Consider the following 23,884-nt stretch of genomic DNA (forward strand, 5'->3'; position numbering starts at 1 on the left):
CCTGTTTCGCCGTCGGCCCTCGGTCAGCAGCCGAGGAGCTTCGGCAGGCCCGACAGGTCGGGCAGCTCGTCGTAGGGCTGGTAGTCGGCGCTGCCGGGGTGGCCGTAGCGGTTGATCCACACGCGGCGCTTCAGGCCCAGGTCGCGGGTGGGTATGTGGTCGTACTCCCAGCCCTGCGCGGTGTGGATGACCTGGGAGGGTTCGACGCCCATGGTCTTGAAGGCGTATTCGAAGGTCTGGCGGTCCGGCTTGTAGGCGCCGGCCTGCTGGGCGGTGATGACGTAGTCGAACTCGACGCCGATGTTCTCCACGTTCCGCGCGATCAGGTTGTCGTCGGTGTTGGAGATGATCGCGATCTCGTAGCGGGACTTCAGGGCGCGCAGGGCGTCCGGGACCTCGGGGAAGGGCCCGAAGGTGGGGACGGCCTCGACCAGGGCGTCACCGTCGGACTTGCGGTACTCCAGACCGTGCAGGCGCATGGCGTTGCGCAGGCTGGAGTGCAGGATCTCGTGGTAGGGGCGGTAGGCCTCCAGGACGGCCTGGAAGCGCATGACGCGGAAGTCGTCGAGGAACTCGTCGACATTCAGGTTGTCCAGGTCCAGCCGGTCCTCCAGGACCTTCAGGGTCGTGGGGGCCAGCTCGAAGTTGATCAAGGTCGCGTAGGCGTCGAAGGTGACGATCTCTCGCATGGTGTTCAGCCTCATCTCGCGGGGATTCTTCGGGGAGTGGGGGCTTCAGACGACGCGTTCGCCGGGGGCGACGATCGCGTCCAGCTCGGCCAGGTCGGCCGGGCTCGGTATCCAGTCGGCGGCCGCCGCGTTGGCGGTGACCTGCTCGGGGGTCATGGCGCCGCAGATGACGGAGCCGACGGCGGGCAGGGCCGCCAGGGCGCCGATCGCGACCTGGAGAAGGGTCAGGCCGCGGGCGGCGCCGTACGCGGTGAGCGCCTCGACGCGGTCGAGGGCCGCGTCGGTGAGCCAGCCCTGCCGCCAGGACAGGCGGCTGCCGGGCGGGGGCCGCTCACCGCGCCGGTACTTCCCGCTGAGCAGGCCGTTGGCCAGCGGGTAGTACGGCAGCAGGGCGAGGCCGTGGCGCAGACAGGCCGGGATCACGTCCTGTTCGGCGCCGCGGTCGAGGAGGTGGTAGCACGCCTGGGTGGACACGAAGGCGTCCGTGAGCCGCTCGGCGGGGAGGTTGGAGCAGCCGACGTGCAGGATCTTGCCCTCGTCGACCAGTTCCGTCAGCGCGGCGACCGTCTCGTCCAGCGGGGTGACGCCGTCCGGCTCGTGGTACTGGTACAGGTCGATCCGGTCGGTGCCGAGCCGGGTCAGCGACGCCTCCACCGCGTACCGGATGTAGGCGCGGGCGCCGCGCGGACCGTACAGGTCCGCGTCGCGGCCCATCGCCATGCCGAACTTGGTGGCCAGCACCACCTCGTCGCGGCGCCCCTTGAGGGCGGCGCCCAGGAGCCGTTCGCCGTCGCCGCGGAGGCCACCCCGGTCCCCGGCACCGCCGTACATGTCGGCGGTGTCGAAGAGGGTGATCCCGGCGTCGAGGGCGGCGTGGACGACGGCCTTCGTGCCGTCCTCGTCGAGGCGGCTGCCGATGTTGTTGCCGCCCACGCCGACCACCGAGACGGTCGGCCCGCGCTCACCGAGCGTGCGGTATCTCATGACCGGTGCCCGAACCCGATGCAGACGTTCTTGGTCTGCAGGTAGCTCGCCAGTCCTTCGAGGCCCTTCTCCCGGCCCCAGCCGCTGTGCTTGTAGCCGCCGAAGGGGAGTTCGACGCCGGTGCCGACGCCGGTGGCGTTGACGTAGACCTGGCCGGCCCGGATGCCCTCGGCGAGGCGCATCGCCTTGTCGATGTCGCGTGTCCAGACGTAGGAGGCGAGGCCGTACGGGCTGTCGTTGGCGATCTCCAGGGCCTCGGCCGCGTCGTCGAACTCGATGACCGTGACGACGGGGCCGAAGATCTCCTCGCGGGCGCACCGGGCCTGGTTGTCCACGCCGGTCAGGACGGTCGGCCGGACGTAGTACCCGTCGGCCAGCTCGGGGTCGGTGGGGGCGCCACCGCCGGCCCGTGCCACGGCGCCCTCCTCGCGCGCCAGTTCCAGGTAGCCGAGGACCCGGTCGCGCTGCCGTGCGGCGACGAGGGGGCCGACGTCCGGGTCGCTGAGTCCGGGGCCGACGCTGAGGGAGTCGGCGTGCGCGACCAGCTTCTCCAGGAACTCCTCGGCGCCGCGCTGGAGCAGCAGCCGGGTACCGGCCGAGCAGGTCTGTCCGGCGTTGCCGAACGCGGAGGCGGCGACGGCGCCGAGGGCCGCGTCGAAGTCGGCGTCGGCGAAGACGACGACCGGGGACTTGCCGCCCAGCTCGGTGACGGACGGCACCACGTTGGCGGCGGCGGCCTGGGCGACCTTGATGCCGGTGGGCACCGAGCCGGTGAAGGTGACCTGGTCGATGTCCGGGTGCCCGGCGAGGGCCGCGCCGGTCTCACCGTCACCGGGAACCACGTTCAGCACACCCGGGGGAAGACCGCACTCCAGGGCGATCCTGCCGATCTCCAGCGGGGTGAGCGGTGCCTCCGGTGACGGCTTGAGCACCACCGTGCAGCCCGCGGCCAGGGCGGGGGCGGAGCCCCGCGCGGTGTTCTGGAGCGGGTAGTTGAACGGGATGATCTGGCCGGAGACACCGATCGGCTCGCGCACGGTGTAGTCGAGCAGACCCGGTCCGAGCGGGACCGTCGAGCCGCCGAGCTTGTCGGCGACGCCCGCGTAGAACTCGAAGTAGCGGGCCGCCGCCTCGACGTCGTTCTGAGCCTGGCGGAGCGGCTTGCCGACGTCCTGGCTCTCCAGCCGGGCCAGTCGCTCGCCCTGGTAGCGGATGGCCTCCGCGATCCGGTACAGGATCCGGCCGCGGTCGGCGGCCCGCAGCCCGGCCCACTCGGGGGAGGTGAAGGCCGTGCGGGCGGCGGCCACCGCCTGGTCCACGTCCGCCTTGCCACCCAGCGCCACCTGGGCGATCGCCGTGCCGTTCGACGGGTCGAGGACGGTGAAGGAGCGGCCGTCGGCGGCGGGGACCTGCTTGCCGTCGATGAGCAGTTCGGTCAGCTGAAGTGAGGTGCTCATGGCCGTATCTCCCCCAGGACCTCGCCGAAGATGACGACCTCGTCGCCGGGGCGGACGGTGCGGATGCGGCGCACCCAGAGCACGATGCCCTCCTGCGGCGCGCGGACCTCCTCCAGCGTGGTGCCGTAGTGGTCGGTGATGGTGGCGATCAGGTCGCCTTCCTTGCAGGTCTCCCCCGGCTCGGCGTGCGCGACGAAGAAGCCGCCGGCGGCGGAGCGGGCGAAGGTCCCGGAGACGGTCGTGTAGGTGTCCCGCAGTTCCGGCTCGCCGTCGGTCAGGCCGAGGCTGCGCAGGATGTTGCGGATCGAGTTCATGTGGTGCTCGACGTTGGCCTCGCGGTAGGTGGCGCCGCCGCACTCGATGGTGATGGCGGGCTTGCCGGCCTCGAGGACGGGGTGGCGGACGGTGCCGCCCCACTTGCCGCCCTTCCACACCAGCTCGTGCCCGGCCGCGAGGGCGAGGTCGGTTGCGAGGTCCTCGTAGCCGCCCTGGAGGATGACGAGCGGGGCGATCTCGCCGTAGGCGCCACCGGTGTGCAGGTCGACGACGGCGTCGACGGCGGGGACGACCTGCTCGACGAAGGTGGCGGCCAGCCGCTGCGAGTACGAGCCCTCGGGGTCGCCGGGGAAGATGCGGTTGAGGTTGAGGTGGTCGATGCCGCTGGCGCGGGCGGCGGCCTCGAAGGCGGGGGTGTTCAGGCAGGGGATGCCGACGACGGTGCCGCGCAGGGTGGCCGGGTCCAGCTCGGCGAGCACGCGCCGGATGGCCTCCTGCCCGTCGTACTCGTCGCCGTGCACGCCCGCGTCCACACACAGGACGGGGCCGTCCTGGGCGCCGTTGACGACGATCAGCGGAATGCCGAGTTCGACGCCGTAGCTGCTGGTGCCGACGGGGATCAGGCCCTGGGCGCGTTCGCCCGGGGCGACGGTCAGGGGACCGATGGAGTACATGGGGATCCTTTCCAGGATGTGGATCAGATGCGGGCCGACGCCTCGGCGAGGACGCCCGCGATGATCGCGGCGATACGGTCGAGGACCGCGCGGTCGCTGATCAGCGGGGGCGCGATCTGGACCAGCGGGGCGGAGCGGTTGTAGACACGGGCGAGGAGACCGGCCTCGCGGAGCCGGCGCGGGATCAGGTCGGCGATGAGATCGGCACGGGCCAGGTCGCTGAAGCCGCCGTCGTCGAGGTCGCCGACGAGTTCGCAGGAGTGGAAGAACCCGGTGCCACGGACGTCGCCTACGATCGGCAGGTCCTTGAGGGCCGCCATGCGCTCGGCGAGGTCGCCCTGGAGGGCGCGCACGTTGTCCAGGACGCGGTCCCGTTCCAGGATCTCCAGGTTGCGCAGGGCAATGGCCGCGCTCAGCGGGTGCCCGGCGAAGGTGTAGCCGTGGTTGAGGACCGCGCCGGGCCGGTTGATGACGTCGGTGACCTTCGTACCGACGAGGGTCGCGCCCAGGGGGGCGTATCCGGAGGTGATGCCCTTGGCGACGGTGACCATGTCCGGGCGGGCGTCGTAGCGGTCGCCGCCGAACCATTCCCCGAGCCGGCCGAATCCCGTGATCACCTCGTCGGCGACGAGCAGGAACCCGTAGCGGTCGGCCAGCGCCCGCAGTCCCTGCCAGTAGCCCCGGGGCGGTGTGATGCAGCCGCCCCGGTTCTGCACGGGTTCGGCGATGAGCATCGCGACGGTCTCCGGGCCCTCGGCCAGGATCGTCGCCTCCAGCTCGGCGAGGAGCCAGGCCGTCCACACCTCGTCGTCCGCGAACTCCGGCGCCAGGCCGAAGCGGCTGGTGTTGGACACGAAGCGGGTGTCGATCGCCGGCGGCCCGTACGGCTCCGTGAGGCCGGGGTCGTCGGTGAACGACAGGGTGCCGACGGTCAGCCCGTGGTAGGCGCCGCGCCGGGCGATCGCCTTGACCCGGCCCGGTTCCCCGCGCAGGGCGTGGTAGCGGCGGGCGATCTTCCAGGCGGTCTCGACGGCTTCGGCGCCGCCGCTCGAGAAGAAGGTGTGCTCGATGTCGACGGGGGCGATCCGGGACAGCCGCTCGGCGAGTTCGATCGCCGTCGGGTGCGCGGAACCGGTCCACAGCGGGCTGTAGCACAGCTCGCGCAGCTGCCGTTCGGCGGCCTCCGCGAACTCGGGGCCGTAGGAGTAGCCGAGTTGGCAGCAGTACAGCCCCGACAGGCCGTCGATGTAGCGCCTGCCGTCCGTGTCGTCGACGTACGGGCCCTCCCCGCGCCGGACGACGAGGAGGTCGTCCCCCTCGGCGCCGAGCGATCCGTTGGCGGTCATGTTCAGCAGCAGGTGCCGCTGAGCGGTGGCCGCGATCGGCTGAGCGGCGGCGGTATTCATACGGCTTCACCTCCGGGGTTGGCGACGCCGACGGTGTTCTCCACGGAGAGGAGGGAGTCTTGTCGTCCGGAGCCGAGCCAGCGGACCAGGGCGACCAGGCCGAGCGCGAGGATGGCGAAGGCGATGAGGATGGCGCTGACGGCGGTGACGCTGGGGTCGATCTCGAAGGTGAGGGAGTTGTAGACCTGCACCGGGAGGGTGACGGTGTCGACGGAGGAGAGGAACTGGGAGATGTAGAACTCGTCGAAGCTGGTGATGAAGGAGAAGATCGCGGCTGCGATCATGCCGGGTGCGGCCAGCGGGAAGGTGATCTTCCGGGCGATGGTGAGGCGGCCGGCGCCCATGCTGGCGGCGGCGTCCTCCAGGCGTTCGTCGATGCCGCGCAGGGTGGCGATCAGGATGAGGACCGCGATGGGTGAGGCCAGCACGGTGTGACCGAGCGCGATGGCGATGGGGCTGCCGAGCATCGCGGCGGGTTCGAACAGCAGGAACAGTCCGAGCGCGGTGACGATCTGCGGGATGAGCAGGGGGCCGAGGACCAGCGCGAAGACCGCTGATCGCAGCGGGAGTTCGCTGCGGACCAGGGCGGTGGCGGCGGTGACGCCGATGATGAGGGAGAAGACGGTGCTCAGGGCGGCGACCAGGGCGGACAGCGAGAGCGCGGCGGGCCATTTGCTGCCGTCGGCGAACAGGGCCTTGTACCAGTTCAGCGTCCATGCCTCGGGGGGGAAGGAGGCGAAGGCGTTGTTGCTGAAGGAGGTGACGAGGATGACGACGATGGGCAGGGCCAGGAACAGCAGGATCACGGTGGCGACCGCGGTCAGGGCGATCCGGCCGGTGAGGGTCTTGCGCAGCTCCATCATGATCCGTTCCTCCGCCTACGGCTGGCCCCCAGAGAGCTGACGACCTTCACCAGCAGCAGTCCGGCCAGGGTCAGGACCAGCAGGATGACGCCTTGCGCGGCGGCCCCGTTCCACTGGTTCTCCTTGGTGACCTGCTGGTTGATGAGGGTGGCGATCATCGTCTGGTTGGGTCCGCCCATCAGGGCCGGGGTGATGTAGTAGCCCAGCGAGAGGATGAAGCTGAGCAGTCCGGCACTGGCCAGGCCGGGGGCGACCAGGGGCAGGTAGACGCGGCGGAAGATCGTCACGCGGTTCGCGCCCATGCTCGCGGCCGCCGCGAGGAGGCGGCGGTCCACGCCCCGCATGACCCCGTACAGCAGCAGCACCGTGTAGGGGAGCATCATCGAGGTGGTGCCGATGACGACGCCGAGTTCGTTGTAGAGGAGCTGGAAGGGGGCGCCGGGGATGGACATGGCGGTCAGGGTCTCGTTCACCAGGCCCTTGTCGCCGAGCATGATGATCCAGCCGTAGGTGCGTACCAGCGCGGAGACGAAGTGCGGCACGACCACGACCAGCATCGCCAGACCCGCCCACATCGGCTTCAGACGGGTGATCGCCTGCGCCAGGACGAACCCGAACACCAGGCTCAGCACCGCCGTCTCGGCGGAGATCCGCAAGGTGGTGAACAGCACCGACAGGTTCACGCCGGTCAGGGCGTCGGCGTACCAGTGCAGCGTGAACGATCCGTCCGCGTCCTTCAGGCTCAGCAGGAGCGTGCTGAAGATCGGGTAGACGAACAGCACCAGCAGATACACGACCACGGGCAGGGCGTAGAGGATCCCGGCCCGGGTCCGGCGCGAGGCCAGCAGTTTGCGCGGGCGGGCGGGTGCCCCCGCGGCGAGGGTGGCAGCCATGGCTCACCCTGCCTTTTCTTCGGGGAAGAGGTTGACGTCCTCGGGGTCGGCGGTGATCCCGACCCGCTCACCGGCCACCGGGCCGCGGCCGGCCGGGACCTCCAGGCGCACCAGCGGTCCCTGACCGCCGTCGATGCGGACGCCGGCGCGGACCAGGGTGCCGACGTAGGTGGCGGTCTCGACCGTGCCGGTACAGAAGCCGTCGTCGGCGGCGCTGGCCCGCAGCCGGCCCGGCTGCACCGCGACCTTCACCTGGGTGCCGGGGGCCAGCTGGTGACGGCGGGCCTTGACCAGCCCACCGGAGTTGTCCAGGCGGACCAGGGTGTGCTCGCCGTCCTGCTTCTCCACTCGGCCGGGCAGGAAGTTCGCCGCGCCGAGGAAGTCCGCGACGAACGGGGTCCTGGGCCGTTCGAACAGCTCGCGGGGGGTGTCGAACTGCTCGATCAGACCGTTGCGCATCACCGCGATCCGGTCCGACATGACCAGCGCCTCTTCCTGATCGTGTGTCACATAGATGACGGTCAGGCCGAGTTCCTGCTGGATGGACTTGATCTCGATCTGGAGCTGGTCACGGAGCTTCTTGTCCAGGGCGCCGAGCGGTTCGTCCATGAGGATGACCGGCGGGCGGTAGACCAGCGCCCGGCACAACGCCACACGCTGCTGCTGCCCACCGGACAACTCACGCGGCTTACGACCGCCGAACCCCGACAGGCCCGCGATCTCCAGCGTCTCCCCCACCCGCCGACGGATCTCGTCCTTCGGCACACCCCGCAGCGTCAACGGAAACGCGACATTCTCACTCACGGTCATGTGCGGGAAGAGCAGGTACTGCTGGAAGACGAAGCCCAGCCCCCGCTTCTGCGGCGCCAGCCTCGTCACATCCCGGCCGCCCACGGTGATGGTCCCGGAGTCCGGCTCGCAGAAACCGGCGATCATCATCAACGTCGTGGTCTTGCCCGAGCCCGAGGAGCCGAGGAAGGTGACGAACTCCCCCGCCGCGATCTCCATCGACGCCTCGTCCACGGCGACGACATCGCCGTAGGTCTTGCGCAGAGCCACCACCGACAGCGCCTTGCCACTCGCGGTGGCCGGCTTGGCGCCGGCCACCTTCACCGACGGTGCGGCGACACCGAAATCAGCCACGAGCCCACTCCAACCAGCGCTTGGTGACGGCCGACTCGTTCTTCAGCCACCAGTCGACATCCGTGTCGAAACCCTTGTCGTAGTACTTCGGCGCACCCGCGAGCGCGTTGCGCTCGTCCTCGGTGAGCTTGGCGTAGGCCAGCGGCGAGGAGGGGTTCGACGGGAACGCCTTCGCCAGGTTCGCCTGGCTCTCCGCCCGCAGCGAGAAGTCCATCAACAGGTAGGCGGCGTCCACGTTCGCCGCGCCCTTGGCGATGGCGTAGCCCTGGAACTGGCGGCGCATGCCGTTCAGCTGCCTGGTGACCGGGACGCCCTGCTTCTCCAGGTCGGCGATCCGGCCGTCCCACACGGTGGACATCGTCACTTCCTGGCGGCTGAGGAGCACGCCGGGGAGCGGGCCACTGTCCCAGAACTTCTTGATGTCGCCCCGCAGTCGGGTCAGCACCTTGAAGGCGCGGTCGACGTCCAGCGGGTAGAGCTTGTCCATCGGGACGCCGTCGGCCAGCAGCGCGAACTCCAGCTCGGGCAGGTCGCCGTCGGGGCTGCACATCGCGCGGCCGCCCTTGAACGCCTTGGTGTCGAAGAAGTCCGCCCACGACTCGGGCTTGCGGCCGCCGAAGGCGTCCGTGCGGTACGCGATGCACTGGCCGTAGAAGCTGCTGCCGATGGCATGGTCGGTGACCTGGGCGGCGGGGATCTTCGCGCTCTTCACGCTCTTGATCCGGTCGTGGTCCAGCATCTCCAGGGCGTTCTGGCCCAGGTACTTGAGGTGGGACATCATCGAGTTGTTGATGAGGTCGCACTGCGGGCGGCCCTGCTTGATCTGCGCCAGCAGCGGGGCGTCGTCCAGGTTCAGCACCTTCACCTGGATACCGGTCTCCCGCGTGAACGGCGTGTAGATCGCCTTCTGCAGAGCCGCGCCGTAGGAACCGCCGCTGTCACGGACGACCACCGTCTTGCCGCCGCCCTTGCCGCTGCCCGACGAAACCCGGCTGGTGCCGGTGCCGCAGGCGGAGAGGGACGGGAGAGCGGCGAGGGCGGCCAGACCGCCTGCTCCGCGCAGGAGCGCTCTGCGACCGATCATGGGATTACTCATGACAAATCTCCTGGAAGTAGCGCAATGGGGGACCAGCTCGGGAGAGTTGGGGGGGTGGAGTTTGTGGGCGGACACGCGGTCCGTGGGCCGGTCGAAGGGCAGCCGTTGCCGCCGGCCGGTCAGTTGTGCGGGGTGGCGATGGCGGCGAGTTCGGTGCCGGGGCGGACGGTGAGCCCGTTCATGCCGTAGATGATCGTTCCGGTGGCGTTGGCGGTGACCTTGTGTTCGGTGCCGTCGACGGGGTCGACGATGCGGCCGATGGTCTGTCCTTCGGTCACCTCGTCGCCGGTGATCGCGTCCGGGTACCACAGGCCGGTGGTCTCGGAGGCCGCCTCGCCGGTCCACATCCAGTCGCGCGGCCGGGCGGTCGGCGGCTTCACCCGCTCCGACGCCTCGACGACGCCGAGGTGGTGCAGGACCCGGTACAGGGCGTCGAGCAGCCGGTCGACGGTGGCGGGTTCGCGGTCGCCGAGCTGCCCGGTCTCCACCAGGACCGCGGGGATCCCCCGCCGGTTGGCGGCGGCGTGGCTGTTGCCGCCCTCGGGGGTGGTGCCGAAGACGACCCGCTCGTAGCCGACCGCGTGGGCCAGGGCCCTGTTCTTCGCGTCGAGTTCGGGGTCGCCGGTCAGGCGGTAGCCGACGAAGTCGAGCAGGTGCTGGTCGATGCCGCCGCTGTGCAGGTCCACGTAGAAGTCGGCGCCGTCGATGAGGTGCTCGAACAGCCAGGCAGCCATCCGGTCGGTGGGGCCGCCGTCCGGGTCGCCGGGGAAGACGCGGTTGATGTTCACGCCGTCCAGCGGGGAGATGTTGAGCCTGCCGCCGTAGACGGCCGGAGGGTTGGACACCGGGCAGATCACCACCTGGCCGGCGATGTCGTCCGGCTCCAGCAGTCCGGCCAGGCGGGTGGTGGCGTCGACGCCGATGAACTCGCCGCCGTGGACGCCTCCGGTGATGACGACGCGGGGGCCGGGACGCGATCCGTTGATGAGGATCACGGGCACCTCCACGGTGGTGGTGCCGAGGTCGGCGGGCAGGCTCCCGCGGGTCTTCCGGCCGGGCTCCGCCCGGAGCGTACTGATGGTCAGAGTCATGGTTTACCTCGTTCGGACTCAGGCCGCGGCGCGGTCGACGGTGGACAGGAAGTCGATGGGCTGGGCGGAGGTGCCGTCCAGCGCGAGGTCGGCGGCGATGTCGCCGAAGGCGGGCGAGAGCTTGAAGCCGTGGCCGGAGAACCCGGCGAGCAGGACGACGTTCTCGGCGCCGGGCAGCGGGCCGACGAGCGGGCGGCTGCTGTCGGTGTAGCCCTCCATGTAGACGGACAGGCGCGTCGGGTCGGGGTGCAGGTCCGGCATATGACGGCCGATCAGCTCGGCGAAGATCTCCAGCTCCTCCGGCTGCACCGTCCGGTCCAACTGGTTGGGGTCGCCCGCGGGCTTGTGCAGAGCCTGGGACAGGCCGAGCTTGACCGACACCCCGTCCGGGGAGGGCAGGCCGTAGCAGTGGGTGGGCGCGGTGCGGATGAACGCGGGGCGTTCCTCACCGAACCAGGCGTCGGTGGTGGGCACGAACCAGGCGCTGACGAGGCGGCGGACGTCCACCTCCCACGGCAGGTCGGGCAGCAGGTCGTTGACCCAGGGGCCGGGGGTGACGACGGCGCTGTCGAAGCGCTCGGTGCCGGCGTCGGTGCGGATCTCGACACCGTTCGCGACGGGGACGATCTCACGGACCGTGGTGTAGCGGTGGATGACGGCACCCAGCTGCTCGGCCCGGCGGGCAGCGGTCTGGATGGTCAGTTCGGGGCGGATGAACCCGGCGCGGCGGTCGAGTACGGCCGCGTCGCCTTCCTCCAGCCGGTACTGCGGGAACCGCTTGGCGAGGGCCTCGCCGTCAAGCACCTCGTGGTCGAGGTCGTGCTCGGCGATGGACTCGAGGACGGTGGCCATTTGCTGGTGCTCGGTCGGTCCCATGAGCAGGCATCCGGTCAGGCGGCGCAGTTCGCGGCCGGTCTCCTGCTGGAGCTGCTCCCAGAGGGTGTCGGCGTGCTTGAGCAGCGGGACGTACCGGGAGTCCTCGAAGTGCGCGCTGCGGAAGATCCGGGACTCGCCGCCGGCGGCGCTGCGGTCGTGGCCGGGGGCGTAACGGTCGTATCCGACGACTTCGGCGCCGCGGGCGGCCAGCCGCCAGGCGGCCTGGCTGCCCATCGTTCCGACGCCGACGACGGCGACCCGCTTCCTGGCAGCAGACACAGGACTTTCCTTTCGTACCATCGAGGCGCATGCTGGCCTCGACGCGAGGATGTTCGATTCGAGTGGGTTTGGACGGGGGCTGGTCCTCCTGGACCCACGGCCCGCATCCGTCCGCTTCTCGGAGTCGCTCCGGCTCGCCCTCGGGCTTTCATCTGGAGAGCCGTGCCACAATGTGGAACGCTGTGCTAGAATCTGGCACAGACAATGACAGTGGCGCGAAGGGGAGTCAAGAGGGTGTTCACAGAAAATTCCGAGGATTAACGGGGGGAAATCGGATGGAAATGAAGAGCGTCACCAGGTCGCTGCGCATCCTGGAGGCCGTCGCGCAGCATCAGCCGGTGACCGTGGGGGAGTTGACGAAGCTCTTCGGCCTGCCGAAGTCCACCGTGCAGCGCACGCTGGTCACGCTGGCCGAGGCCGGCTGGCTGCGGGCCAGCCGCAAGGACACGACCCGCTGGGAGATCGGGGCGCGCGTCCTCGCCGTACGACCGGCGGCGCTGCAGGGCTCCAGCCTGTTCGCCGCCGCCCGCGAGCCCATGGTGCGCCTGCGGGACCAGGTGAACGAGACGATCCACCTGTCGGTGCCCGACGCGCTGGACGGCATGGTCGTGGTCGACCGCGTCGACTGCGCACACGCCGTGCGCACCTTCCACGCGATCGGCGACCTCTCGCCGCTGCACGCGACCGCCGTGGGCCGCGCCATCCTCGCCCACCTGCCCGAGCAGGACGTCGAGGAGCTCCTCGCGGGCGGCCTGGAGCGCTTCAGCGACACGACCCCGATCGACCCCGCCGAGCTGCGCGCCGAGCTGGACCGGATCCGCACCCAGGGGTACGCGGTCAACGACAACCAGTTCCGGCCCGGCGTCTGCGCCGTCGCCGCGCCCGTCCTGGACGAGGACGGCACGCCGCTCGCCTCCGTGGCCATCTCCATGCCCGACTCCCGTTACGACGCCGAGCGGACCCCCGAGTGGGGCCGGCTCGTCACCGAGACGACCGCGGAGATCGCGCGACGCCGCCTGGGCGTCTGACACAGCCACCGCCCTGCGCCCGGCCGGGGGAGCCGGGCGCAGGGCGATCGCATCTCGCGGCACGGTATGGCCTGGTCGGGGCCATCGCTGCCCATCGCCGCGAGGGCACCGGATTCCCGCTCTCCCGTCGGCGCCGACCCGAACCTCGGACAGCCGACGCGTGCGCGTGCCATAATGTGGAACGCCATGCTAGAATCCGGCACGATCTTGAGTGGACCCCGGAAGGGGGTCAGGACATGGACACGACGACCTCACCGACCTGAGGGGGCACCGGATGGAGATGAAGAGCGTCACCAGGTCGCTGCGCATCCTGGAGGCGGTCGCCCGGCATCAGCCGGTCACAGTAGGGGAGTTGACGAAGCTCTTCGGCCTGCCGAAGTCCACCGTGCAACGCACCCTGCTCACTCTCAACGAGGCCGGCTGGCTGCGTGCGCATCGCAGGGACACCACCCGCTGGGAGATCGGGGCACGGGTCCTCGCCGTACGACCGGCTGCGCTGCAGGGCTCCAGCCTGTTCGCCGCTGCCCGCGACCCGATGATCCGTCTCCGGGACACGCTCAACGAGACCATCCACCTCTCGGTGCCCGACGCCCTCCAGGGCATGGTCGTGGTCGACCGCGTCGACTGCGACCACGCCGTACGCACCTTCCACGCCATCGGCGACACCTCGCCGCTGCACGCCACGGCCGCCGGGCACGCGGTCCTCGCCCATCTGCCCCCGGCCGATGTCGACGAGCTCGCGACGGGCGGGTTCGAGGGGTACGGCGAGGAGACCATCACCGACGCCGGGGAACTGCGCGCGGAGCTGCGCCGCGTCAAGGACCGCGGCTACGCCGTCAACCACAACCAGTACCTCCAGGGTGTCTGTGCCATCGCCGCTCCCGTCCTGGACGGTGACGGCGTCCCGCTGGCGGCCGTGGCCGTCTCCCTGCCCGCCTCCCGCTTCGACGCGGGCCGGCTTCCCGAGCTGGGACGGCTGGTGACCGACACCGCGGCGGAGATCACCGCCCGCCACCTGCGCTGAGGAGCCGTACGGGGCCGGGACCCGGGTCCCGGCCCGCCGCCGTCATCCCACGGGCACCGCGACGTACTGGTACTCCAGGAACTCGTCGATCCCCACCCGGCCGCCCTCGCGGCCCAGCCCGGACTGCTTCACGCCGCCGAAGGGCGCGGCCGGGTTGGACACGAGGCCGGTGTTGAGGCCGACCATGCCGACCTCCAGGCGTTCGCTGACGCGCAGGGCGCGGTCCAGGCCCTCGGTGAAGACGTAGCCGACGAGGCCCCACGGGGTGTCGTTGGCCCGGCGGACCACCTCGTCCTCGTCGTCGAAGGTGAGGATCGCGGCGACCGGACCGAAGATCTCGGTGTCCATCAGACGGCTGCCGGGGTCGACATCGGTGAGCACGGTCGGCGGGTAGAAGCAGCCCGGACCCTCCGGGGTACGGCCGCCGACCAGCACCCGGGCGCCGCGCTCCACCGCGTCGGCGACCAGTTCCTCGACCTTGCCCCGGCCGTTGCGGTCGATCAGCGGGCCGACGTCGACACCGTCGCGCGTACCGGGGCCCACGACCAGCGCGCCCATGCGCTCGGCCAGCCGCCGCCCGAACTCCTCCACCACGGAGGTGTGCACGAAGAATCGGTTGGCGGCGGTGCACGCCTCGCCCATGTTGCGCATCTTGGCGACCATCGCGCCGTCCACGGCCTTGTCCAGGTCCGCGTCCTCGAACACGATGAACGGCGCGTTCCCGCCCAGTTCCATGGAGGTGCGCACCACCGCGTCCGCGCTCTGGGCGAGCAGCAGGCGGCCGACGCCCGTGGAGCCGGTGAAGGACAGCTTGCGAATCCGCCCGCCGCGCAGGAGCGGTTCGCACACCTCCCCCGCACGGGAGGTGGTGACGACGTTCAGCACGCCGTCCGGCAGCCCGGCCTCCTTCAGGATCGCGGCGAGAGCCAGGCTGGAGAGCGGGGTCTGCGGGGCCGGCTTGAGCACCATCGTGCAGCCCGCGGCGATCGCCGGGCCGATCTTGCGGGTGCCCATGGCCAGCGGGAAGTTCCACGGGGTGATCAGCAGGCAGGGACCGACCGGGCGGCGGGACAGCAGCATGCGGTTGCGGCCGTCGGGCAGGGTGCCGAGGCCGCCGTCGATCCGGACGGCCTCCTCGGAGAACCAGCGGAAGAACTCGGCGGCGTACGCCACCTCTCCCCTGGCCTCGGCGAGCGGCTTGCCCATCTCGGCGGTCATCAGATGGGCGAGCTCGTCGGTGCGCTCGACGATGATCTCGTACGCCCGGCGCAGGATCTCGCTGCGCGCCCGGGGCGCCGTGCGGGCCCACTCCTCCTGGGCGCGGACGGCGGCCTCCTCGGCGAGCCGGGCGTCCTTCGGGCCGGCGTCGGCGACATGACAGAGGACCTCGCCGGTCGCGGGGTCGTCGACGGGCATGGTGGCGCCGTCGGCGGCGTCGACCCAGGTGCCGCCGATGAACAACTGCGTGGGTGTGTCGGTCATGGGGTTCCTCCAGGTTGGTCGGCGGCGGGGTCGAGCAGTTCCGCGAGGTGCAGGGCGCGGACGCCCCGGTCACCGGCGAGATGGTCGATCTGGGTGGCGCAGCTGAAGCCGTCGGCGACGACCACGGCCGGTCCCCGGGCGTCGACGGCGTCGAGGCGGGGCTTCAGGGCGAGGTCGGCGACGGCCATCGAGGTGTCGTAGTGGTCGGCCTCGAAGCCGAAGTTGCCGGCGAGTCCGCAGCAGCCCTCCGCCTCGTCGATCTTCCCCACGCCGAGGCGGCCGAGCAGGTCGCGGGGGTGGTGGCCCTTGAAGGTGGCGTACTCGTGGCAGTGGGTCTGCAGGACGACGTTCCCCGGCAGCTCCGGTGGCGTCCAGCCGGGTTCGGCGAGCTCGGTCAGCGCGCCGGTCAGGGTGTGGACGCGGTCGGCGACACGGCGGGCGGCGTCGGTGCCGAGCAGTTCGGGCACGTCGCGCTTGAGGGCGGCGGCGCAGCTGGGCTCGGCGACGACGATGGGGCGGTCGTCACCGTTGTCGAGGCGGGCGACCGTACGGGCCATCACGCGGCGGGCGACGGACAGCTGGCCGGTGCTGACCCAGGTCAGGCCGCAGCACAGGCCCTCCTCCGCCGTGCAGGGGATGCCCGCGTCCGCGAGCACTCGGCTCGCGGCCCCGGCGACCTCGGGCCGGAAGGCCCGGGTGAAGCTGTCGACGAAGAGCAGCGTCTTCGCCGGTTCACCGGTCCCCGCCCGGCGCAGGGCCTGCCGCAGCGCGTGCCGGGAGGCGAAGGCCGGGATGCGGCGCTTGGTGGTGACACCGCCGAGGCGGGCGAGGAGCCTGCCGACCGGGCCGCGCAGCAGCGCGTTCAGCGGGCGGGCGGCGTAGCCGGCGAGGGCCGAGGTCAGCGGCAGCCAGCCCAGCGAGTAGTGGGAGCGAGGCCTGAGCCTGCCCTTGTAGTGGTGGTGCAGGAACTCCGCCTTGTACGTGGCCATGTCGACGCCCACCGGGCAGTCGCTGGAACACGCCTTGCAGGACAGGCACAGGTCGAGGGCGTCCCGCACCTCGGTGGAGCGCCAGCCGTCCTCGACGGTCCCGCCGCGCACCATCTCCTGGAGCAGCCGGGCACGGCCCCGCGTGGAGTCGCTCTCCTCCCCCGTCGCCCGGTAGCTGGGGCACATCACGCCGCCCGCGTCGCTGCGGCAGCGGCCGACACCGACGCAGCGGCGAACCGCGCCCGCGAAGCCGTCCTCGTCGTGCGGGAAGGTGAAGAGGGTCTCGACCGGCAGCACCTCGGCCGGTGTGTGCAGCGCGAGGTCGGCGTCGAGGGGAGCCGGGTCCACGATGACACCGGGGTTGAGCAGCCCCTCGGGGTCGAAGATCTCCTTGAACGCGGCGAACGTCCGGATCATGCGGTGGCTGTACATGACCTCCAGCAGCTCACCGCGCGCCCGCCCGTCGCCGTGCTCGCCCGACAGGGAGCCGCCGTGGGAGACCACGAGGGTCGCCGCCTCGCCGAGGAAGCGGCGCGCGGCGGCCCGGCCGGGGCCGGTGGCGAGGTCGAAGTCGATGCGGACATGGACGCAGCCGGCGCCGAAGTGGCCGTACAGCACCCCGGTCAGCTCGTGGGCGGCCAGCAGCGCGCGGAAGTCCCGCAGATAGGCGGCGAGGTTCTCCGGGGCGACGGCCGCGTCCTCCCAGCCGGGCCAGGACTCCCCGCCGTCGACGAGCCGGGCGGCGAGCCCGGCGCCGTCCTCGCGGACCCGCCACAGCGAGCGCCGCTCCCCGGGGCTCCGCACGACGCGTCCGCCGGTCATCCGGCCCTGGGCCTTGAGCACGTCGAGCAGTTCGGCGGCGCGGGTGTCCACCGCCGCCTGGTCGTCGCCATCGAGTTCGACGTAGAGCCAGGCCCGCCCCTCGGGCAGTCCCGTCACGGAGTCCGGGCCGCGGCGGGCGCGCATGGTGGCCACGATCGCCTCGTCCATGCCCTCCACGGCGGTGGGGTTCCAGCGCAGGATCTCGGGGACGTCCTCGGCGGCGTCGACCACGTCGCCGTAGCCGAGGGCGAGGAGGGTGGTGGCCTGTGCGGTCGCCACCAGGCGGACCGTCGCCGCGGTGACGACCGCACAGGAGCCTTCGGTACCGACCAGGGCGCGGGCCATGTCGAAGCCGTGCTCGGGCAGCAGGTGGTGCAGCTGGTAACCGGAGACGTGGCGCGGGACCCGGCCCAGTTCGGTGCGGATCGGCGCCAGGTTGGCGTCGATCAGGGCGCGCACGTCGGCGCGCAGGCGCGCGACACGTCGGACCGCGGCCGTGTCGTCCGGGTCCGCCGCGCGCAGGCCCTGGTGGTCGGCGACGGCCCGTACGCCGTCGGCGGTCACGATCTCCAGGGCCTCGATGTGGCTGCTGGTGCGGCCGTGGCGCACCGACCGGTTGCCGCACGCGTCGTTGCCGATCATGCCGCCGAGGGTGCAGCGGCTGTGCGAGGACGGGTCGGGGCCGAACGTCAGGCCCTGGAGGGCGGTGGCGCTGCGCAGCGCGTCGAGGACGACGCCGGCCTCGACGCGGGCGGTACGCGCGACCGGGTCGATGTCGAGGATCCGGTTCATGTGCCGGGAGAAGTCCAGGACCACGCCGGGGCCGACGGCGTTGCCCGCCATGCTGGTACCGCCGCCGCGCGCGGTGACCGGGACTCCGGTCTCCCGGCAGGCGCGCAGCACCGCGACGACGTCGTCGGCGCCACGGGGGAACACCACGGCCCGCGGGGGGACCCGGTAGTTGGAGGCGTCGTAGGCGTAGGGGCCGGTGGAGCCAGGGCCGGTCTCCACCCGCAGGCCGGGCGCGGTCCCGGCGAGCCGCGCGACCAGCCGCTCCAGGTCGGGGGTGGCCGGCGCCTGCCGCTCCGGGGCCGTGGTGGTGTCGGTCATCGTTCCGCCGCTCCGGATGTACCGGCCTCCACGGCCGTCGCCCACGCCTGGAGGCCCTCGTCGACCGCTGTCTCGTCGATGACCAGCGCCGGGATCATGCGGACGACCTGGTTCCAGGCGCCGCACAGCAGCAGGAGCAGGCCCTCGTCGATGGCGGCGCGCTGGACGCGGGCGGCGGTCTCGGGGTCGGGGGCGCCGTCCTCGGTGACGAACTCGGTGGCCAGCATCAGCCCGAGGCCGCGCACGTCGCCGATGCCGGGGGTGCGGTCGGCGACCGCCTCCAGGCCCTGGCGCAGCCGCTTGCCCATGGCCTCGGCGTTCTCGACGAGCCGCTCGTCGCGGACTACGTCGAGGGTGGCGCAGGCGGCGGCGCAGGCGACGGCGTTGGCGCCGTACGTACCGCCCTGGGAGCCGGGCCATGCCTTGGCCATCAGTTCCTCGGAGGCGGCGATGCCGGACAGCGGGAAGCCGCTGGCGAGGCCCTTGGCGGTGACGAGGATGTCCGGGGTGACGCCGAAGTGGTCATGGCCCCAGAAGCGGCCGGTGCGGCCGACGCCGGTCTGCACCTCGTCGAGGATGAGCAGGAAGCCGTGCCGGTCGGCGCGTTCCCGCAGTCCTTCGAGGAAGGCGCGGGTGGCGGGCACGTAACCGCCCTCGCCGAGAACGGGCTCGACGATGATCGCGGCGGTGTCGGCGGGCGAGGAGATCGTCTGGAGCGTGTAGTCCAGCTCCTTGAGGGCGAAGCGGGTCGCGGTGTCCTCGTCCCAGCCGTAGCGGTAGGCCGACGGGAAGGGGGTGACGACCACACCGCTCATCAGCGGGGAGAACCCGGACCGGAAGCGGGTGCCGGAGGTCGTCATGGAGGCGGCGGCGACCGTGCGGCCGTGGAAGCCGCCGTGGCAGACGATGACGTTGGGCCGGCCGGTGGCCTGGCGGGCCAGGCGGAGCGCGGCCTCCACGGCCTCGCTGCCGGAGTTGGTGAAGAAGAGGCTGTCGAGGCCGGCGGGCAGCACCTCGCCGAGCTTCTCGACGAGCTGTCGCAGGGGCCGGTGCATCACCGTCGTGTACTGGCCGTGGACGAGGGTGGCCACCTGCTCCTGGGCGGCCGCCACGACCTTGGGGTGGCAGTGTCCGGTGCTGGTGACGCCGATGCCGGCGGTGAAGTCGAGGTAGCGGCGGCCGTCCTCCCCGTAGAGGTGGACGCCCTCGCCCCGGGCCGCCACCACGGGTGTGGCCTGGCGAAGGTGCGGCGACAGTGCGGTCATGTTCGTCTCCCGGCCTGGGTCTCGATGGTCTGCTGCGGCCCTTCGAGGATCTCGGGGGGCCCGATCGGCGCCAACGCGCGAAGTGTCCGGACGGGGCGCGACATCCGGACGTTGTGTCAGCGCCACTGGGTCGTGTCCGCTTGTTCTCCTGCCGGACGGCTCTTGCGCAGGTCAGCGACGCTTGTCACAGTGGCCGGGCACTCCCCGCGCGCAGGGGTGGGGCGGCAACCCCATGGAGACACCGTGAACGAGGACCATCCGGCCGCCGAGGGACCCGCCCGTCCGCTCACCGTGGCCGACGCCCTGGCCCTTCCCGTACTTGCCGCCGGACAGCCGCGGGTCGTGACCGGCGGGCAGCGGCTGGACCGGCCGGTCCGCTGGGTGCACATCACGGAGCTGACCGATCCCGCGTCCTTCCTGAAGGGCGGCGAACTCGTCCTGACCACCGGCATGCCGCTGCCGCAGGACACGGCCGGGGTGCGCCGGTACGTCGACGAGCTGGCCGACGTCGGGGCCGCGGCGCTGGTCATCGAACTGGTGCGCCGCTACCACCGCCCGCCGGACGCGCTGGTCGACGCCTGCCGGGTCCGGGAACTGCCGCTCGTCACCCTCGCCAAGGACGTCAACTTCCTGGAGGTCACCCAGGTCGTGCACGCCCTGCTGCTCGGCAACCAGGCGGACGCGATGCGGCGCACCCAGCGTGTCCATGAGGCGTTCACCGCGCTCACCCTGCGCGGTGCGGGGCCGGAGGAGGTGGTGCGCGCGGCGGCCGAGATGAGCGGCCGCACGGTCGTCCTGGAGAACCTGGTGCACCAGGCGCTGATCTGCGAGCCGTCCGGTGGCACCGTCGAGGAGGCGCTCACCGGCTGGGAACACCGCTCCCGGGCCACCGCGGCGGACGAGGGCACGGCGGTGCAGGGGCCGGAGGGCTGGCTCACCGCTCCCGTCGAGTACCAGGGGGAGCGCTGGGGCCGGGTGGCCATGCTGCCGGCCGGGCCGGACGGACCCGCCTTCGGACCGGAGCACCGCACGGTGCTGGAGCGGACCGCCATGGCCCTGACGGTGGCCCGTCTCATCCACCCCACTCCCTGGGAGCGCACCGCGCACCGCAGCGCCCTGCGCGACCTGGTCGAGCGGCGCCACCGCTCGGCGGAGGACGCCCGGGCCCGCTGTGCGGCGCTGGGCCTCTCCGCCGACCGGAGCCGGTTCGTCGCGGTGCTCGTGGACCTCCCGGCGGGCGGCGGGGGCCATGAGTCGGAGGCGCGGCTGCTCCAGGGGCTCCAGGCGTCCGGTGTCGCGGGGCTCGTGGGTGAGCTGGCTCCCGGCCGCGTCGGCGTCCTGCTCGCCCTGCGTCCCGCGCAGCCGTGGCGCCCGGTCGTGGAGCAGCTGTGCGACTCCACGTCCGAGGGGGAGCCCCGGCCGGTGGTGAGCGTGGGTTCCGAGGTCGTGGACCTGGCCGACGCCGCCCGCTCCTTCCGCGAGGCGGCCCGCGTCGCCGAGGCCACTCCCCCCAACTTGCCCCTCGCCCGGGGCCGCTCCTTCCACGAGCTGTCCGACATCGGTCTGCGGCGCCTGCTGTACGCGCTCCGTCAGGACACCCGGATCCAGGAGTACACCGAGCGCCAGCTCGGCAGGCTCATCGAGCACGACGCCCAGCACGGCTCCGACCTGCTGACGACGCTGCGCCACTACCTCGACGCCGCCGGCAACAAGACGACGGCCGCACGCCGGGGCGGTCTCGCCCGCGAGACCATGTACCAGCGGCTGCGCACCATCGAGCGGCTCCTCGGCCGCGACCTGGAGTCCGGGGAGGAACGGACGGAACTCCATGTGGCTCTCGCCGCGCTCGACGCGCTGCGGGCCCGGTGACAGGTACGGCCGACCGTCCCCACCGGTGCGGTCCGGCGTGGTACGACCAACCGGCGCACCAGGGTTGTCAGGGGCATGGCCTCGCTCCTACAGTCCTCAGCGGAACAGGAATTGGGAGCGCTCCCACCACGGGGGATGCGGAGCGCCCACGTCACCCCACCTTCCCGGCCGTACCTCCGAAAGAGGTCCCCCATGCGACCGTCACCATGTCTTCCGCGCTTCGTGCGCGGTCCGTTGGGCGCGCTCGTCACCGCGCTCGTCACCGTCGTGGCGCTCTTCGCCGCCACACCACCGGCCCAGGCCGACACCACGGTCTGCGACCAGTTCGGCTCAGCCGTCATCCAGGGCCGTTACGTCGTCCAGAACAACCGCTGGGGCACCAGCCAGCCCCAGTGCGTCACGACCACGGGCTCCGGTTTCCGGGTCAGCCGGGCCGACGGCTCCGTCCCGACCAACGGCGCGCCGAAGTCGTACCCCTCCGTCTTCAACGGCTGCCACTACACCAACTGCTCACCGGGGACGAACCTCCCCGCGCAGCTCTCCCGTATCTCCAGCGCGCCGAGCAGCATCTCGTACGGGTATGTCGGCGACGCCGTCTACAACGCCTCGTACGACATCTGGCTGGACCCGACGCCCCGCACCGACGGGGTGAACCGGACCGAGATCATGATCTGGCTCAACAAGGTGGGCCCGATCCAGCCCATCGGCTCCCAGGTCGGCACCGCCACCGTGGGCGGGCGCAGCTGGCAGGTGTGGCAGGGCGGCAACGGCACCAACGACGTGCTGTCCTTCGTCGCCCCGTCGGCCATCGGCAGCTGGAGCTTCGACGTGATGGACTTCGTCCGGCAGGCCGTGTCCCGCGGGATGGCGCAGAACAACTGGTACCTGACGAGCGTCCAGGCCGGTTTCGAGCCCTGGCAGAACGGCACGGGGCTGTCCGTGAACTCGTTCTCCTCCACCGTCGAGACGGGCGGCGGACCCGGGGGTCCGGGTGGCCCGGGCGGCGGCGCCGGGTGCGCGGTGTCGTACGCCACGAACGTGTGGCAGGGCGGGTTCACGGCGAACGTCACCGTCTCCAACACCGGGTCGGCTCCCGTCGACGGCTGGCGTCTCGCCTTCACCCTGCCCTCCGGCCAGCAGATCACCGGCGCCTGGAGCGCGTCCGTGTCCCCGTCGTCGGGCTCCGTCACGGCGAGCGGTCTGGCGCACAACGCGAGCATCTCCCCCGGAGGCAGCCAGACGTTCGGCTTCCAGGGCACCTACAGCGGCGCCTTCGCCTCGCCCGGCTCGTTCAGCCTGAACGGCACGGCCTGCACCAGGGCGTGACGCGACCGGCGCCGGACGCGCGTACGGCGTCCGGCGCCGGCCGGTCGTGGCCGGCCGGTCCCCCGTGGCCGGCCCGCCCGGGTCAGGGCGCGGTGGTCCGACCGAACTGGGTGAAGAACTTCCAGATCTCGGCCGGCAGCCAGGTCCGGGAGCCGCTGTCACCGCCGCGTCCGTCCTGGGGCGCGGCGATGTGCCCTTCGTCGAAGGCGGCCCAGGCGACCGGGTATCCGGCAGCGCATCCGGAGTAGGTGGTGACCCGGTGCTGGAGGCTGCCCTGCGACGGCTCGGGCGGGTTCTGGGCGGCGCAGCCGTTGTTCCTGACGAACCTGTCCCGCATGGCCCGTCCGCCGGAGATGTTCAGGACGCTGTCCCTGAGGCCGTGCACGCCGAGGTAGGCGATGCGCTGACCGCCGCCGTTGCATCCGCTGAGCACGCCGCCGCTCTGGACGGCGACCGCGCGGAAGACGTTCGCGCGGGAGCACGCGAGGGAGTACGACATGGCGCCGCCGTAGCTGAAGCCCAGGGCGAAGCGCTGGGTGGTCTCGACGCACAGGGCGCCCTCGATCCGCCGGAGCATGTCGTCGACGAAGGTGATGTCCTCGCCGCCGGAGTTGGCCCAGCCGTTGTTGAGGCCCTGCGGCGCGACGAAGATCGTGCTGTTGTTCGCCAGGCGCTGGAGGCCGTAGTAGGCCCAGGTGCCGGTCTCCACGGTGCGGCCCGTGGCGACGTCGTTGGAGGTGCCGCCCAGCCAGTGGAAGCCGAAGACCAGCCGGTAGGCGCGGTTGCGGTCGTAGCCGTCCGGGACCCGCAGGATGAAGTTCCGGTTCTTGCCGCTGCTCTGGATCGTGTGCGTGCCGCTGTTCAGGCCGGGTGCCTTGCCGCAGCCGGGGCTCCCGGCGGCCTCGCGGGCGGGGGCGGCGGCCGGTTCGGAGGCCGCGAGTGCGACGCCCCCGCCGGGGCCGCCGGCCAGGGCGGTGCCGGCCAGGGTCAGGACGAGCAGGACCGCGACAACGGCGGGCCGTAAGAGGATCTGTGTCCGGGTGATCAATGCGACTCCCTTGTCTACGCAAGATTCGGCCTTGTTAACGATCGAACAACTCCGACCGTCGAGCGATTGTCCGGGAGCATAGAGAGGCGACTGAACATGTCAACAGCTCACGACAGACGCACCACCCGCCACTCCTGGCCGATTCCAACCGCTGATCAAGCGAAATATTTCGTGATCAAATCCGAATCATGCGA

The 23,884-nt window shown here is 71.6% G+C and carries 19 protein-coding genes; 4 read left to right on the forward strand and 15 right to left on the reverse strand.

From position 1 onward, the window contains the following. Window positions 1–23 precede the first annotated feature (23 nt). From ACZ4Z2_RS22540 to solA, 11 genes are all read right to left on the reverse strand, one after another. A complete protein-coding gene (locus tag ACZ4Z2_RS22540; protein WP_468078426.1) occupies window positions 24–689 on the reverse strand; it encodes a haloacid dehalogenase type II in 666 nt (221 codons plus the stop codon). A 45-nt stretch (window positions 690–734) separates the two neighbouring features. Beyond that, a complete protein-coding gene (locus ACZ4Z2_RS22545; protein ID WP_468078427.1) occupies window positions 735–1,673 on the reverse strand; it encodes an aldo/keto reductase in 939 nt (312 codons plus the stop codon). Beyond that, the gene (locus tag ACZ4Z2_RS22550; protein WP_468078428.1) at window positions 1,670–3,130 is read right to left on the reverse strand and encodes an aldehyde dehydrogenase family protein; all 1,461 of its coding nucleotides are present in this window, start codon (window positions 3,128–3,130) and stop codon (window positions 1,670–1,672) included. The genes ACZ4Z2_RS22545 and ACZ4Z2_RS22550 overlap by 4 nt, the downstream gene beginning before the upstream one ends. Further along, complete coding sequence (locus tag ACZ4Z2_RS22555) at window positions 3,127–4,080, reverse strand: succinylglutamate desuccinylase/aspartoacylase family protein (protein ID WP_468078429.1); 954 nt, start codon at window positions 4,078–4,080, stop codon at window positions 3,127–3,129. Before ACZ4Z2_RS22555 ends, ACZ4Z2_RS22550 begins: the two co-directional genes overlap by 4 nt. Window positions 4,081–4,103: 23 nt before the next feature. Beyond that, on the reverse strand, window positions 4,104–5,486 hold the full coding sequence (locus tag ACZ4Z2_RS22560; protein ID WP_468078430.1) for an aminotransferase class III-fold pyridoxal phosphate-dependent enzyme: 1,383 nt from the start codon (window positions 5,484–5,486) through the stop codon (window positions 4,104–4,106). Next, window positions 5,483–6,349 carry an ABC transporter permease gene (locus ACZ4Z2_RS22565; RefSeq protein WP_468078431.1) on the reverse strand — a complete coding sequence of 289 codons (867 nt, stop codon included), beginning with the start codon at window positions 6,347–6,349 and terminating at the stop codon, window positions 5,483–5,485. The genes ACZ4Z2_RS22560 and ACZ4Z2_RS22565 overlap by 4 nt, the downstream gene beginning before the upstream one ends. Then, window positions 6,346–7,242: an ABC transporter permease gene (locus tag ACZ4Z2_RS22570; protein ID WP_468078432.1), complete on the reverse strand. Its 897-nt coding sequence runs from the start codon at window positions 7,240–7,242 to the stop codon at window positions 6,346–6,348. The genes ACZ4Z2_RS22565 and ACZ4Z2_RS22570 overlap by 4 nt, the downstream gene beginning before the upstream one ends. A gap of 3 nt (window positions 7,243–7,245) precedes the next feature. Beyond that, on the reverse strand, window positions 7,246–8,385 hold the full coding sequence (locus tag ACZ4Z2_RS22575) for an ABC transporter ATP-binding protein (RefSeq protein ID WP_468078433.1): 1,140 nt from the start codon (window positions 8,383–8,385) through the stop codon (window positions 7,246–7,248). Further along, window positions 8,378–9,481, reverse strand: a complete 1,104-nt coding sequence (locus tag ACZ4Z2_RS22580) for an ABC transporter substrate-binding protein (RefSeq protein ID WP_468078434.1) — start codon at window positions 9,479–9,481, stop codon at window positions 8,378–8,380. The genes ACZ4Z2_RS22575 and ACZ4Z2_RS22580 overlap by 8 nt, the downstream gene beginning before the upstream one ends. A 119-nt stretch (window positions 9,482–9,600) precedes the next feature. After that, complete coding sequence (locus ACZ4Z2_RS22585) at window positions 9,601–10,572, reverse strand: succinylglutamate desuccinylase/aspartoacylase family protein (RefSeq protein WP_468078435.1); 972 nt, start codon at window positions 10,570–10,572, stop codon at window positions 9,601–9,603. 18 nt (window positions 10,573–10,590) lie between these two features. Beyond that, complete coding sequence (gene solA, locus ACZ4Z2_RS22590; RefSeq protein WP_468078436.1) at window positions 10,591–11,727, reverse strand: N-methyl-L-tryptophan oxidase; 1,137 nt, start codon at window positions 11,725–11,727, stop codon at window positions 10,591–10,593. Window positions 11,728–12,008: 281 nt separating this feature from the next. Between solA and ACZ4Z2_RS22595 the strand changes: the two genes are divergently transcribed. Both ACZ4Z2_RS22595 and ACZ4Z2_RS22600 read left to right on the forward strand, forming a co-directional pair. Further along, window positions 12,009–12,755: an IclR family transcriptional regulator gene (locus ACZ4Z2_RS22595; RefSeq protein WP_468078490.1), complete on the forward strand. Its 747-nt coding sequence runs from the start codon at window positions 12,009–12,011 to the stop codon at window positions 12,753–12,755. A 280-nt stretch (window positions 12,756–13,035) separates the two neighbouring features. Continuing rightward, entirely contained in the window at window positions 13,036–13,779 is a 744-nt protein-coding gene (locus ACZ4Z2_RS22600) for an IclR family transcriptional regulator (protein ID WP_468078491.1), read from the forward strand. A gap of 42 nt (window positions 13,780–13,821) precedes the next feature. Here ACZ4Z2_RS22600 and ACZ4Z2_RS22605 read toward each other — a convergent pair whose 3' ends face one another. From ACZ4Z2_RS22605 to ACZ4Z2_RS22615, 3 genes are read right to left on the reverse strand one after another with little or no spacing between them, the layout of a single operon-like run. Next, window positions 13,822–15,261 (reverse strand): NAD-dependent succinate-semialdehyde dehydrogenase, encoded by a 1,440-nt coding sequence (locus tag ACZ4Z2_RS22605; RefSeq protein WP_468078437.1) that lies wholly within the window; start codon window positions 15,259–15,261, stop codon window positions 13,822–13,824. Next, window positions 15,258–18,182: an FAD-binding and (Fe-S)-binding domain-containing protein gene (locus ACZ4Z2_RS22610; RefSeq protein WP_468078438.1), complete on the reverse strand. Its 2,925-nt coding sequence runs from the start codon at window positions 18,180–18,182 to the stop codon at window positions 15,258–15,260. Before ACZ4Z2_RS22610 ends, ACZ4Z2_RS22605 begins: the two co-directional genes overlap by 4 nt. After that, a complete protein-coding gene (locus ACZ4Z2_RS22615) occupies window positions 18,179–19,447 on the reverse strand; it encodes an aspartate aminotransferase family protein (protein ID WP_468078439.1) in 1,269 nt (422 codons plus the stop codon). Before ACZ4Z2_RS22615 ends, ACZ4Z2_RS22610 begins: the two co-directional genes overlap by 4 nt. A gap of 243 nt (window positions 19,448–19,690) precedes the next feature. On the opposite strand from ACZ4Z2_RS22615, the gene ACZ4Z2_RS22620 reads away from it, so the two are divergent. After that, window positions 19,691–21,316 carry a PucR family transcriptional regulator gene (locus ACZ4Z2_RS22620; RefSeq protein WP_468078440.1) on the forward strand — a complete coding sequence of 542 codons (1,626 nt, stop codon included), beginning with the start codon at window positions 19,691–19,693 and terminating at the stop codon, window positions 21,314–21,316. 192 nt (window positions 21,317–21,508) lie between these two features. Further along, the gene (locus ACZ4Z2_RS22625) at window positions 21,509–22,642 is read left to right on the forward strand and encodes a GH12 family glycosyl hydrolase domain-containing protein (RefSeq protein ID WP_468078441.1); all 1,134 of its coding nucleotides are present in this window, start codon (window positions 21,509–21,511) and stop codon (window positions 22,640–22,642) included. Between the two features lie 82 nt (window positions 22,643–22,724). Here the strand turns inward: ACZ4Z2_RS22625 and ACZ4Z2_RS22630 are convergent, their stop codons facing one another. Next, window positions 22,725–23,690 carry a CE1 family esterase gene (locus ACZ4Z2_RS22630; RefSeq protein ID WP_468078442.1) on the reverse strand — a complete coding sequence of 322 codons (966 nt, stop codon included), beginning with the start codon at window positions 23,688–23,690 and terminating at the stop codon, window positions 22,725–22,727. Between the last annotated feature and the right edge of the window lie 194 nt (window positions 23,691–23,884).

This window comes from Streptomyces sp. NPDC030183 (assembly GCF_055573455.1).

What these genes read in the sequence shown, in the direction of transcription:
- ACZ4Z2_RS22625 (WP_468078441.1), top strand. Translation starts at nt 21,509, where the DNA reads ATGCGACCGTCACCATGTCTTCCGCGCTTCGTGCGCGGTCCGTTGGGC.
- ACZ4Z2_RS22560 (WP_468078430.1), bottom strand. Translation starts at nt 5,486, where the DNA reads ATGAATACCGCCGCCGCTCAGCCGATCGCGGCCACCGCTCAGCGGCAC.
- ACZ4Z2_RS22565 (WP_468078431.1), bottom strand. Translation starts at nt 6,349, where the DNA reads ATGATGGAGCTGCGCAAGACCCTCACCGGCCGGATCGCCCTGACCGCG.
- ACZ4Z2_RS22595 (WP_468078490.1), top strand. Translation starts at nt 12,009, where the DNA reads ATGAAGAGCGTCACCAGGTCGCTGCGCATCCTGGAGGCCGTCGCGCAG.
- ACZ4Z2_RS22550 (WP_468078428.1), bottom strand. Translation starts at nt 3,130, where the DNA reads ATGAGCACCTCACTTCAGCTGACCGAACTGCTCATCGACGGCAAGCAG.
- ACZ4Z2_RS22605 (WP_468078437.1), bottom strand. Translation starts at nt 15,261, where the DNA reads ATGACCGACACACCCACGCAGTTGTTCATCGGCGGCACCTGGGTCGAC.
- ACZ4Z2_RS22615 (WP_468078439.1), bottom strand. Translation starts at nt 19,447, where the DNA reads ATGACCGCACTGTCGCCGCACCTTCGCCAGGCCACACCCGTGGTGGCG.
- ACZ4Z2_RS22545 (WP_468078427.1), bottom strand. Translation starts at nt 1,673, where the DNA reads ATGAGATACCGCACGCTCGGTGAGCGCGGGCCGACCGTCTCGGTGGTC.
- ACZ4Z2_RS22600 (WP_468078491.1), top strand. Translation starts at nt 13,036, where the DNA reads ATGAAGAGCGTCACCAGGTCGCTGCGCATCCTGGAGGCGGTCGCCCGG.
- ACZ4Z2_RS22540 (WP_468078426.1), bottom strand. Translation starts at nt 689, where the DNA reads ATGCGAGAGATCGTCACCTTCGACGCCTACGCGACCTTGATCAACTTC.
- ACZ4Z2_RS22585 (WP_468078435.1), bottom strand. Translation starts at nt 10,572, where the DNA reads ATGACTCTGACCATCAGTACGCTCCGGGCGGAGCCCGGCCGGAAGACC.
- ACZ4Z2_RS22580 (WP_468078434.1), bottom strand. Translation starts at nt 9,481, where the DNA reads ATGAGTAATCCCATGATCGGTCGCAGAGCGCTCCTGCGCGGAGCAGGC.
- ACZ4Z2_RS22570 (WP_468078432.1), bottom strand. Translation starts at nt 7,242, where the DNA reads ATGGCTGCCACCCTCGCCGCGGGGGCACCCGCCCGCCCGCGCAAACTG.
- ACZ4Z2_RS22555 (WP_468078429.1), bottom strand. Translation starts at nt 4,080, where the DNA reads ATGTACTCCATCGGTCCCCTGACCGTCGCCCCGGGCGAACGCGCCCAG.
- ACZ4Z2_RS22610 (WP_468078438.1), bottom strand. Translation starts at nt 18,182, where the DNA reads ATGACCGACACCACCACGGCCCCGGAGCGGCAGGCGCCGGCCACCCCC.